An 11,176-nucleotide genomic window follows, 5' to 3' on the forward strand; every position below is an offset into this window, starting at 1 on the left:
CTCCGCTCTCCCACAGTGTTGATCACCATGAACGATCCCAGGATGTCCCGCCGTCTCTTCCAGGGTCTGCTCGGCGGGGGCGCGCTCACCGCGGCGGGCGTGACCGCCGCCGGACCGGCCGACGCGAGCGATACGGAAGAACGGCCCTTCCGGGCCCGCCCCGGCGGCGCCTCGAGCCGCCGTCCCAATCTCCTGGTCATCCTGGGTGACGATCTTGGCTGGGCCGACCTGGCGTCCTACGGCGCACCGCACATCAAGACCCCGCACCTGGACCGTCTCGCCCACCAGGGTGTGCGCTTCACCAACGCCTACTCCGGCTCGGCCACGTGCTCCCCGACCCGGTTCAGCCTCTACACCGGGCGTTTCCCCGGGCGGACGAAGGGCGGCCTGGCCGAGCCGGTCAGCAACCGCACGCAAGGGCTGGACCCGAACCATCCCACCCTCGCCTCGCTGCTGAAGGGGGCCGGATACGCCACCGCCCTGATCGGCAAGTGGCACTGCGGCTGGCTGCCCGACTACAGCCCGACGAAGTCCGGCTGGGATGAGTTCTTCGGCAACTTCGGCGGCGTACTGGAGTACTTCTCCAAGCTCGGACAGCTCGGCGAGTACGACCTCTTCGAAGGTGACGCCACCCACCGGGACCTGCGTTACTACACCACGGTCCTCACCGAACGAGCCGTCGAGTACGTCACCCGCGACCACGACACACCCTGGCTCCTCAACCTCAACTTCACCACCCCGCACTGGCCGTGGCTCGCCGAGGGCGATGCCGCCACCGGAGCCGAGATCGCCGAGAAGATCCGGGCAGCGAAAAGTCATGCGGATGTCGTCGACGCGCTGAGCCACTACGACGGCGGTTCCGTCGCGAAGTACGCGGAGATGGTCGAGAGCCTGGACGCCGCCATCGGCGAGGTTCTCGCGGCACTACGGCGCTCGGGCCAGGAGGACGACACCCTGGTGCTTTTCGCCAGCGACAACGGCGGCGAGCGCTTCTCCTACAACTGGCCGCTCAGCGGGGAGAAGTTCTCCCTGCTGGAAGGCGGCATCCGGGTCCCGACCATCGTGCGCTGGCCGGCCCGGATCGGCCCCCACCAGGTCAGTGACGAGCCGAACTTCTCCCCCGACTGGACCGCCACCCTCCTGGAGGTGGGCGGCGCCCGGCCGGATCCGGCGTATCCGCTGGACGGGACCAGTCTGGCCGGGTACCTGCTGCGCGGGGAGGAGCCGGGCGAACGCGACCTGTTCTGGCGCGTCCGGGCCAATCGGGCGCTGCGTCGTGGTGACTGGAAGTACTACCAGGACACCGACGGCAAGGACCATCTGTTCAACCTCGCGCGCGACTCCAGGGAACAAGCCGACCTCGCGCCCGACCGGCCGGAACTGCTCAAAGAGCTGAAGGCGGCCTGGGAGAAGACGGCCGAGGACCTGCTCCCCTATCCCGCGTCCTGAGGCGCGTTCCGAGACGCGACGACTGGGAGCCGGCCGTCCTCCAGGGCCAGGGAGACGCCCGGTTCCGCCCGGGCGTTCCTGACCTTGCGGCCGGACCGGACGCCGAAGCGGGCGTGGTGTCGTCACTCCGGCAGCAGACGGGACACGAGGGTGCGTGTCCATTCGGTGGTGAGGGGCCGGCCGGTGAAGACGGCCCGGTAGTAGAGAGGGGCGAGCAGGGCGTCCGTGGTGTGTTCGAGAGTCGGGGTCCGATTGCCCCGGGCCCGGTCCCGTTCGAGTATGGCTTCGAGCGCTTGGCCGCGTTCTCCGCTGCATGCGGCGGCGCCTTGTCCACCTGCCGTGCCGATGGTGGCGCGCACCAGGGCGAGGGTGTCCGGGTCGCTGAGGTCCTTGGCGAGGTCGAATGCGTAGCGCTCCAGGTCCCCGCGCAGGCTTCCGGTGTCCGGCACCACGAGGTCGCCGGAGAAGCGGCTGGTCGCGACGTCGGCCAGCAGCTCGCCGACGGAGCCCCAGCGCCGGTAGACCGTGGTGGCGTGTACGCCCGCGCGAGCGGCCACCACCGGAATCGTCAGCGGGTCGTTGGCCTCGTCGGCGAGCAGTTCCCTGACGGCCTGGTGGACGGCCGCCCGGACTCGGGCGCTCCGGCCGCCGGGGCGGCTGCCGGAGTGGGGCGAGGAAGAACTCGTAAGGGGCACAGGTCCAGTATTGCATTGATCGCTGCTTTTTTAACGCAGTGTTCGTTGCGCTTATGGTACGTTGAAGCCGTAATCGCAACGATCACTGCGAGGCTCGCCCGCCTCGGGAGGTGAGTTCAGCTGTGTCCAGCCAAGACGTCACAGGCCCCGAGATGCGCCCGCTGCGGCTGCGGGACGTCACCATCCCCCATCGTGTGTGGATGTCCCCGATGGCCCAGTACTCCGCGGGAGCGGACGGGAAACCGACCGACTGGCACCTCGTGCACTACGGTGCACGCGCGATCGGCGGGGTGGGTCTGCTCATGGTCGAGGCCACGGCCGTGGGTCCGTGGCACCGGGCCACGTCGGCAGACCTCGGGATCTGGAATGAAGAACAGGCCGCTGCGCACCGGCGCCTGACCTCTTTCATCGCCGAACACGGCGCGGTTCCCGCGATCCAACTGCTGGCCGCGGGAAGGAAGGGGTCGCATCAGGCGCCCTGGAACGGCGAGGGACAGAACGGCCCGGTGAGCGTGGCCGACGGCGGCTGGGAGACCATCGGACCGTCGGCGATTCCGTTCGGCGGTTTGCACGTTCCCCGGGAAGCCGACCATGCCGACATCGACGAGGTCGTGGAGGCGTTCGCCCGGGCGGCCCGGATGTCCCACCTGGCGGGATACGAGGCCGTCGAGATCCACGCCGCGCACGGGTACATCGTGCACCAGTTCCTTTCCCCCCTGTCCAACCACCGGACGGACGAGTACGGCGGGAGCCTGCAGAACCGAATGCGCCTTCCCCTGCGCGTGGCTCGAGCCGTTCGTGAAGCCTTCCCGGCGGGGAAGCCCGTCTTCGTCCGTATCACCGCCACGGACTGGGTCGACGGCGGCATCTCCGTCGACGAGGCGGCCACATTCGCCAAGGAACTGGCGGCCGTGGGGATCGACCTCCTGGACATCTCCTCCGGAGGGGTGGTGCGGGACCGGGCGGCCCGCGCACCGGTGCGGGACGGGGTCCACGCCGAGTTCACGGACACGCTCAGGAAGGCTTCGGGGCTCGCAGTCGCCCCGGTCGGACCGATCGGCGACCTGTCGCAGGCCCGCGAGCTCATGGCCGACGGCCGGGCGGACGCAGTGCTCATGGGACGCGCGCTTCTTCGCGATCCGTATCTCGCCCTGCGCAACCGGCCCGGCGACAAAGTGGCCTGGCCAAGCCAGTACCACCGCGCGCTGTGAGATCCGCCCCTGTCAGGCGCGCTGTGGCCGGTCCACCGCCGACCATCCGATCAGCGCACCGCGCAGAGCTGCCACCAGGCGCGTGGCGGCCTCGTCCTCGGTGTGTCCGCTCTTGATGAGGTCAAGGTGTCGCGTGGGTCGAACAACGCGTTCCACAGGTAGAGGGCTTCGTCGCCAAGGTCTCCGAGGCCGCGTTCTCACGTGGTCTGGCGCAGCGGCTCGGCGAGTGCTTCGGCCTGCGGGGTGAGGTAGCCGGTGTTTTCGCGCAGGCGCTCGAGATAGCCGCGGTGCAAGCGCATCTGCGTCATCGCGCCGCCGTGTTCGAGGACGAGGGAGACCGAGTGTCGCGACACCGCGTCGAGCCTCGCCATGCCGCGGCTGGTCTGCCGCCCGCTGAAGTTCCTGGGCTGGGAACCCACTTGGGCACGGACCCCGCGAGGCCGCGCTCGACGCCGAGGTCGAAGCGCTTCGGCGCGCGGCCCGCTGACCGGCCCGAGCCTCACGCGGCCAGCGTCTGTGCCACCGCCACCGCGGGCACGCGTGCCACCGGCGTACGCACCGGCGCGACCGGGGAGCGGGCGGGCCACACGCGGTACGTGGTCTTGGCCGGGTCCACGAGGGGCTCACCGAGCGAGATCCGTCCCTCGGAGTACAACCTGTCGCACTCAGGGGTAGGCAGAGCGACGTAGCAACCGCCCCTGTTGGTGACCGAGTCGTACGGCTGCCAATAGCCGTACCGCCGCCGCCCACTCGCGTGCACGGTGAGAAACACCGGAGTACGGGAGTCGCACATGACGCGGAGAACGCCGGCGTCGGCGGCGTCGAGCGGGCCCTCGGAACGGAAGCGGGACGGGAAGGGGACGGCGGACATCAGAGTTGCCTTTCCGAGGGACCTGGGCTCAAGATCATCTACCCCAATTAAATCAGCGATTCGGTGTCTATGACACCCCCAACTTCCGCCAGGGCAACGAGGCTTGGATACCCCACACCGCCTTCGGGCAGCGGGACCAGGGCGGAGTCGGACCAGGCCCCGAACTCGCGGCACGGCTGGCCGGCGCCTTGGTCCTCACCGCCCACCTCGGCACCCCTCGCTCTCTCCTCGAGCGCTTGATTGCCACCTGGCCCCCAATACCCCCGAGGTGGACGACATCCACGATGCGCTGCGGGGAGACGAGGAAGGGGGTGAGGGAGGGTGTCAGCTGTCCGTGGACCGGACGGTGCCCATGATCTCCTTGATCTCGGCGGCCGTCAGTGCGTTCGGGACTCCCTGGTCCGCGTAGATCACCCAGCCGTGCATGGTCCCGTCGGGGAGCTTTTGCGCGATGCTGTGCACGATCGCCTTCGGCGGGACGCATGAGCTTGCGCGGTTGGTGACGGTGACCTGGGCGGTCGCGGTGTAGCCGTCGATACCGCCCTGCTTCAGCGGCTTGGGCTCACTGACCTTGATCTTGGGCTTGTGGTCCTCACCGCCGTACGCGGCGAAGCCCCAGTTGCCCGCCCAGTTACGGGCGTTTTCCTGGAGGGAGCCGTCCTTGCCGCCGCCCGTGGTGCCGACGGTGGCGAGCTGCCCCTTGCCCGCCTCACCGATGGCCTTCGGGTTGGGACTCGACCCGCAACCGCCCTCACGGTAGTTGGCGGCTCCGGTCATGACGACGATCGGCTGACCGTCCTTGTCCGTGTAGGACAGCGCCGTGCCCTCGTCGATGAGCTTCCACTTCTTGGCCTTGGCGGGCACGTCGTAACGGAAGTGGTGCTTCTGCGCGGTCTGCGTCTGCCATCCCGGGACCATCGGCTGATCGCCCGAGGGGCTCGCCGGGCCAGAGGACTGGGACGATCCCGCCGAAGGCGCCTTCGACCCCGCAGCGCCGGTGTCCTTGTCCGTCGACTTACCGGTGTCGTCGTTGCACCCGCTCAACGCGACGGCCATGCCTATGCCGATGGCCGCGATCAGGGTCTTCTTCGTTCGTCGGGAGGCCACCCGGGTGGACTGCCGGTGCTGAGCAATGCGCTTGAGGATCTTTGGCTGAGACATGATCGGCACTTTAAGCGAACCGCACCGGCGCCATCCCCCGGGTGACCGCCCCACTGCGAGACGTACACCTACTCCTGACATTTCACACAAGGACTAGCTGACCGTGTTCACAGCTTTTCGAAGGGGTCGTGCTCGGCGAGAAGTTTCTCCACCCGGGCCTGATCGACTCGGGTGACGAGTTGCCCGGCCTCCTGCCGGTCCCGGATCACCTTGGCCAGGGTGAAGGCGGACGTCACCAGGTAGAGCACGGCGATGGCCAGGAAGCCGCGCACCCAGGCATCGGCACTCAGCCGGAAAATGCCGATGGCGGTGGCCGCCATGGCGATGGAGAAGGAGGCGACCGCCTGACCGTAGAACGCGGCCGTGCTCTGTTGCTTGACCGGTGTCTCACTCATGGGCAAAGGATCGACGGTCGCGGTCGGCCGCACACCCGTACGGATACTCAGGTACGTACTCAGATCGGGTCTCCGGCGACAGCGTCGGCCCTCCGTCCCCTTGCCATCTGTGGGATCCACGGCCATGTCTGCGGCAACGTCTACAACCGCGACAACCGGTACGGCCGCCAAGGACCTGGTCCCGCCGAGCCCAACCGCTAACCGCTACGGGCTAGTCGAGGCCGAGGGCGCCCGCCGCTTCGAGTACCACGTTCCGCCTGCCCTGCCGACAGCCGCGCGACACCAGGCGGCGGGCACGTCACGGGCCGCCGGTCTGAAGGGCCGGCAGCGCCGGGACGGCCCGCAAGACCGCGCACGCGCGTTCGATGCGCCGCGCAGCACCCGTTGAGGGAGCCGGTCAAGCGCGGGTCAGCGGCTCCGGCGGGTGTTGAGCCGGGCGGCCTGGCGTGTCAGGTAGTCGCGCTCGGCGAGGTTGGGGGCCTTGTGGGCCGCCTCGGCGTACAGCCGTGCCGCCGTCGCCACATCGCCGTCGCGCTCATGGAGGTACGCCGCCACCGCGGCGTGGCGGGGCAGCGAATCGTCCAGCGCCGCGAGCGCCGCCAACCCGGCGCGGGGTCCGTCGGCCTCGCCGACGGCCACCGCACGGTTGAGCCGGACGATGGGGCTGTCGGTCAGGCGCGCGAGTTCGTCGTACCACTCGACGATCTGTACCCAGTCGGTCTCCTCGGCGGTGGGCGCGTCGGCGTGGAGTGCCGCGATGGCGGCCTGGGTTTGGAACTCGCCCAGCCGGTCGCGGGCGAGAGCTGCCTGCAGGATCGCGACGCCCTCGGCGATCGACGCGGTGTCCCACCGGTCGCGGTCCTGCTCGGCGAGCGGCACCAGGCCGCCGTCCGGCGCCGTCCGGGTGGCGCGCCGGGCGTGGTGGAGCAGCATGAGGGCGAGCAGCCCCGCCACCTCGGGGTGGTCGTACGCGGCCGCGAGCTGCCGGGTGAGCCGGATGGCCTCGGCGGAAAGGTCGATGTCGCCGGAGTAGCCCTCGTTGAAGACCAGGTAGAGGACGCGCAGCACGGTGGCGACATCGCCGGGCCGGTCGAAGCGCACACCGGAGACGGTGCGCTTGGCCCGGCTGATGCGCTGCGCCATGGTCGCCTCGGGCACCAGGTATGCCTGGGCGATCTGGCGGGTGGTGAGCCCGCCGACCGCGCGCAGGGTGAGCGCGACCGCGGACGACGGGGTCAGTGAGGGGTGGGCGCACAGGAAGTAGAGCTGGAGGGTGTCGTCCGCGGCGGCAGCGGGTCCGGGGGCCGGTTCCTCGTCGAGGAGGTCCTCACGCCGGCGGCGGGCGGCGTCCGCCCGGGCCTGGTCGAGGAACCGGCGCCAGGCCACGGTGACCAGCCAGCCCTTCGGGTCCCGAACGGGGTCTCCCCCGCTCGAGCGCAGCCGAGAGCTTGGGGAAGGGTCGGCCGGCCAGACGCGGAGCGCCTCGACCAGCGCGTCCTGCACGGCGTCCTCGGCCGCCGCGAAGTCGGCTCCGCGGCGGACGAGGATCCCGATAACGCTCGGCGTGAGGCTCCTGAGCAGGGCCTCGTTCATCGGTGTGGGCACTCCGTGATGGTGGGCGGCGAGGCCAGGAACGGGCGCAGCTCGAGCCACTCGTGGATCGGCTTTCCGCCCGCCCCGGGGGCGGCCGACAGTTCCCCGGCCAGTTCGACGGCCCGCTCGTAGCTATCGACGTCGATCACCATCCAGCCGGCGATGAGGTCCTTGGTCTCGGCGAACGGGCCGTCGGTGACCGGCGGGCGCCCCTCACCGTCGTACCGGACCCACGTCCCCTCGGGGGCGAGCGCCTGGCCGTCGACGAACTCGCCGGTCCCCTCCAGCCGGGCCGCGAAGTCCCCCATGTACGTGATGTGCGCCGAGATCTCCTCCGGCGTCCACTGGTCCATGGGCACGTCGTTGACCGCGGCCGGAGCGCCCCGGTAGTGCTTGAGCAGCAGGTACTTGGCCATCGTGTTCTCCTCGGTGCCGGTGCGACCCGTTGTGGTCGCGTTCACCCCAGGGACGGAGCCGGACGCGGGTTCTCGACATCGTCGCCCAAAAAATACGTCCGACTCTGTCGTGCCCCCCCCTCAACCGGGCGCGGCGGCAGGTGCTGCCAGCGTAAATCGGACTGGGCCGGTCCGTCCGGCGAACCTGTGTCCTGACGGGGGACCCTTTCACCATGCGCCACCTTCGTCGCGTCGCCACGTGCGGCGCGCTCGCCGCCTCTGCCCTCCTCGCCCTTACGGCCTGTTCCAGCAACGGATCGGGCGATGCGCCGTCCGCCGCCGGCAAGGACGGGAAGAACGGCACCAGCAGCAGCGGCTCGCCGAGCGCCGCGGGTAGGCCATCGCGGTCCGCCGCAGCGGACAAGGCGGGCGGCGGGTCCGGTCCCGCCCAGGCCGTCAAGTCCAAGGCCGAGGTCAGCATCAAGTCGTGCCAGTTGCGCGACGCATCCAAGCTGTTCGCAATCGTCCAGCTCAACAACGTGAACGGCGCGGCGGACTACGCCTACACCGTCAAGGTCCGCTTCCTGAACTCCGCACACTCCGACCAGGCGGTCTACACCACCCTCGCCCAGGTGCCCGTCCAGGTCGGGGCCATGAAGAGCGCACTCGCGTCCACCACGTGGAAGGGCGACTCGGCCGCGATGCCGAAGACGTGCGAGGTCGCCAAGGCCACCAAGGTGAAGATGGGCGGCTGACCGCAGGCCGCCGCGGGCATCACCGTCGAGATCCCGGGCGGCTCGTGGTGGGCCGGGGATCCTGGTGAGGGCCGACCGGCGGAGGTGCGGCCACGGGACCGGTACGTGCGGTGATCACCATCACGGCGAGGCCGAGTGCCACGACCGCGGCGCCCACGTACAGCGGGGCGGTATAGCCCAGGCCGGCGCTGATCGCGAGGCCGCCGAGCCAGGCGCCCAGGGCGTTGCCGACGTTGGAGGCCGAGACGTTGGCGCTGGCGGCGAGCGGTGCGCCACCGGCGGCGTCCGTGACGCGGGTGATCATGCCGGGGACGGCGGCGAACCCGAAGACGCCCATCAGGAAGACCAGGACCACCGACGCCGCCCGTCCCTCGGCCAGCACGCCGAACGCCGCGAGGGTGACGGCGAGCCCGGCCAGGGACGCGATCAGCGTACGGTCACGGTCGAGGTCGGCCGCCCGGCCTCCGGCGACGTTGCCGATGACCAGGCCGCCGCCGTAGACGACGAGCAGCCAGGCGACGTCGGTGCTGGAGAAGCCGGTGACCTCGGTGAAGGTGTACGCGATGTAGCTGAACGCGCCGAACATGCCGCCGTAGCCGAGGGCGGTGGCGGCGAGGGTCAGCCAGACCTGGCGGGAGCGGAAGGCGCGTAGCTGGGGTCGCAGGCCGGCCGTCCGGTGGGCCTCGTCCACCGCGCCCGCCCAGGCCGGGACCCACACGGCGATGGCGGCCAGGGCCAGCACGCCGATCCCGGTGACCGCCCAGAACGTGGCGCGCCAGCCGAAGCGTTCGCCGACCAGGGCGCCGAACGGCACACCCAGCACGTTGGCGACCGTCAGCCCGGCGAACATCACGGCGACCGCGCGCGAGGCCCGTTCCGGCGGGACCATGCGGCGGGCGACGAGCGAGCCGATGCCGAAGAAGGAACCGTGGCACAGGGCGGCGACGACACGGCCGAGCAACGCCACGGTGTAGGTGGGCGCCACCGCGGAAAGCAGGTTGCCGAGGACGAACAGCACCACCAATCCGACGAGGACGGCCTTGCGGTGGATACGGGTGGTGGCGGCGGTCAGCAGGATCGCACCGATCGCGACGCTCAGGGCGTATCCCGAGATGAGCCACCCGGCCGCGGCCTCGGAGACGTCCAGATCGTGGCCCACCTGGGGCAGCAGGCCCGCGATCACGAACTCGGTCAGGCCGATCCCGAAACTGCCGAGCGCGAGCGCGACCAACCCGGCGGGCATCCTCCGCGTGTCCCCGTCCCGTCGGATGTTCACGCAAACATCATAGGGCTCGGGTTCAGCGGGGAGGCGGTCGCTGCCGCCCCTGTTCCTCTGGCGGAAGGCCGACGATCACCGGGCGGGGGTCGGCGGACACACCGGAAGTGGGTGGGCGAGCCGCCCGCGTATTTCGCTTGCCGCGCGGCCACACGCCCCTATGATCACGGCGTTATGGCAGGCACACAGACAGGGGGAACATGTGGCCAGGGTCGCCGCGCTGCTGACCTATCCCATCAAGGGGTGCGCCGGAATGCCCTCGCATACCACGATGCTGACGCCCGCCGGGCTCGCCCATGACCGCAGTTTCATGGTCACCAACGAGGACGGTGTCTTCCGCAGCCAACGGCGCGACCCGCGACTGGCCTTGATCCGCCCGGAGATCAGCGCCGACGGGCTACGGCTCGCACTGCACGCCCCGGCCCCGGGCCCGGACACGGTCGGGATCGACGTCGACATCTCCGGTCGGTCGCGAGAAGTCGAGCTGTTCGGGGCACCGTTCAGGGGCATCGACCAGGGCGACGAAGCCGCCGCGTGGCTATCCGATGTCCTCGGCTCCCCGAGCCGCCTGGTGCGCGTTCCGGCCGACCACGACCGGGTCACCGACGGCCGCACGCCCGGCACCTCCGGATACGCCGACAGCTGTGCCGTCCACATCCTCTCCCAGTCCACCCTGGATCTGCTGAACGAGCAGCTGGGCGCGCACGGCACCCCGCGCCTCCCCATGGAGCGCTTCCGCCCGAACATCGTCGTCGGCGGCTGGAACTCCCCGCACACCGAGGACCGCGCTCACCGGATCAGCATCGGGGGCACGGAACTCGGCTACGCCAAGCTCGCCATCCGCTGCGCCGTCACCATGGTCGACCAGCAGTCCGGTGCCAAGGCGGGCCCCGAGCCACTGCGCACCCTGGCCGCCTACCGCCGAGCTGCCGAGGGCGGCGTCGCCTTCGGCACGAAGTACGCCGTGCTGCGCGCCGGCGAACTGTCCGTGGGCGATGAAGTGCACGTCACGTCGTGGGGCGAGTCGGAGCTCTGATTGATGTCTGTCTCGCCCGTCAAAGCCGCCCGCATCGCGCTCGTGGTCCTCTACACCGACCACTTGGAGGAGTCGCGCGCGTTCTACGCCGGTCTGGGGCTGCCCCTCGTCCAAGAACAGCACGGGCGCGGCCCGCTTCACTACGCCGCCACCCTGCCGGACAACACCGTGTTCGAGCTCTACCCCGCCAACGCCAGGCGGCCTGCCTCCAGTGTGCGGCTCGGGTTCACCGTCGATGGCCGAGCCATGACTCCCCCATTGGCTCCTGGCCGCCACGTGGTGGAAGACCCGGATGGGCGTGCCGTGGAGCTGTACGTGGCCTGAAGTCGCGTTTGGCGC

At 70.3% G+C, this 11,176-nt stretch carries 13 protein-coding genes; 5 read left to right on the forward strand and 8 right to left on the reverse strand.

The annotated features are described in order from the left end of the window. Positions 1-27: 27 nt before the first annotated feature. The gene (locus tag ACH4SI_RS22470) at positions 28-1,449 is read left to right on the forward strand and encodes a sulfatase (RefSeq protein WP_398298231.1); all 1,422 of its coding nucleotides are present in this window, start codon (positions 28-30) and stop codon (positions 1,447-1,449) included. A 122-nt stretch (positions 1,450-1,571) separates the two neighbouring features. On the opposite strand, the gene ACH4SI_RS22475 is transcribed toward ACH4SI_RS22470, so the two are convergent. Continuing rightward, positions 1,572-2,144 carry a TetR/AcrR family transcriptional regulator C-terminal ligand-binding domain-containing protein gene (locus ACH4SI_RS22475; RefSeq protein WP_398298233.1) on the reverse strand — a complete coding sequence of 191 codons (573 nt, stop codon included), beginning with the start codon at positions 2,142-2,144 and terminating at the stop codon, positions 1,572-1,574. 122 nt (positions 2,145-2,266) lie between these two features. Here ACH4SI_RS22475 and ACH4SI_RS22480 point away from each other — a divergent pair, with 122 nt between their 5' ends. Further along, a complete protein-coding gene (locus ACH4SI_RS22480; protein ID WP_398298235.1) occupies positions 2,267-3,355 on the forward strand; it encodes an NADH:flavin oxidoreductase/NADH oxidase in 1,089 nt (362 codons plus the stop codon). Between the two features lie 197 nt (positions 3,356-3,552). Here the strand turns inward: ACH4SI_RS22480 and ACH4SI_RS22485 are convergent, their stop codons facing one another. The 6 genes from ACH4SI_RS22485 to ACH4SI_RS22510 all read right to left on the reverse strand — a co-directional run bounded on the left by ACH4SI_RS22485 (position 3,553) and on the right by ACH4SI_RS22510 (position 7,791). Then, a complete protein-coding gene (locus tag ACH4SI_RS22485) occupies positions 3,553-3,708 on the reverse strand; it encodes a hypothetical protein (protein WP_398298237.1) in 156 nt (51 codons plus the stop codon). A 146-nt stretch (positions 3,709-3,854) separates the two neighbouring features. Next, positions 3,855-4,226 carry a hypothetical protein gene (locus ACH4SI_RS22490; RefSeq protein WP_398298239.1) on the reverse strand — a complete coding sequence of 124 codons (372 nt, stop codon included), beginning with the start codon at positions 4,224-4,226 and terminating at the stop codon, positions 3,855-3,857. A gap of 324 nt (positions 4,227-4,550) precedes the next feature. Next, complete coding sequence (locus ACH4SI_RS22495) at positions 4,551-5,387, reverse strand: hypothetical protein (RefSeq protein WP_398298241.1); 837 nt, start codon at positions 5,385-5,387, stop codon at positions 4,551-4,553. A gap of 107 nt (positions 5,388-5,494) precedes the next feature. Next, positions 5,495-5,782: a YiaA/YiaB family inner membrane protein gene (locus ACH4SI_RS22500; protein WP_398298243.1), complete on the reverse strand. Its 288-nt coding sequence runs from the start codon at positions 5,780-5,782 to the stop codon at positions 5,495-5,497. 408 nt (positions 5,783-6,190) lie between these two features. After that, on the reverse strand, positions 6,191-7,375 hold the full coding sequence (locus ACH4SI_RS22505; protein ID WP_398298785.1) for an RNA polymerase sigma factor: 1,185 nt from the start codon (positions 7,373-7,375) through the stop codon (positions 6,191-6,193). Continuing rightward, a complete protein-coding gene (locus tag ACH4SI_RS22510; RefSeq protein WP_398298787.1) occupies positions 7,372-7,791 on the reverse strand; it encodes a YciI family protein in 420 nt (139 codons plus the stop codon). The genes ACH4SI_RS22505 and ACH4SI_RS22510 overlap by 4 nt, the downstream gene beginning before the upstream one ends. Before the next feature lie 212 nt (positions 7,792-8,003). On the opposite strand from ACH4SI_RS22510, the gene ACH4SI_RS22515 reads away from it, so the two are divergent. Beyond that, positions 8,004-8,525, forward strand: a complete 522-nt coding sequence (locus ACH4SI_RS22515; RefSeq protein WP_398298245.1) for a hypothetical protein — start codon at positions 8,004-8,006, stop codon at positions 8,523-8,525. Between the two features lie 19 nt (positions 8,526-8,544). Here ACH4SI_RS22515 and ACH4SI_RS22520 read toward each other — a convergent pair whose 3' ends face one another. Next, positions 8,545-9,768 (reverse strand): MFS transporter, encoded by a 1,224-nt coding sequence (locus ACH4SI_RS22520; protein ID WP_398298789.1) that lies wholly within the window; start codon positions 9,766-9,768, stop codon positions 8,545-8,547. 235 nt (positions 9,769-10,003) lie between these two features. Between ACH4SI_RS22520 and ACH4SI_RS22525 the strand changes: the two genes are divergently transcribed. Together ACH4SI_RS22525 and ACH4SI_RS22530 are read left to right on the forward strand one after the other, a co-directional pair. After that, the gene (locus tag ACH4SI_RS22525) at positions 10,004-10,837 is read left to right on the forward strand and encodes an MOSC domain-containing protein (RefSeq protein WP_398298247.1); all 834 of its coding nucleotides are present in this window, start codon (positions 10,004-10,006) and stop codon (positions 10,835-10,837) included. A gap of 3 nt (positions 10,838-10,840) precedes the next feature. Beyond that, the gene (locus ACH4SI_RS22530; protein ID WP_398298249.1) at positions 10,841-11,161 is read left to right on the forward strand and encodes a VOC family protein; all 321 of its coding nucleotides are present in this window, start codon (positions 10,841-10,843) and stop codon (positions 11,159-11,161) included. The last annotated feature ends 15 nt before the right edge of the window (positions 11,162-11,176 follow it).

The organism is Streptomyces sp. NPDC021212, from assembly GCF_044332925.1.
In the GTDB taxonomy this organism is placed as follows: Bacteria; Actinomycetota; Actinomycetes; order Streptomycetales; family Streptomycetaceae; genus Streptomyces.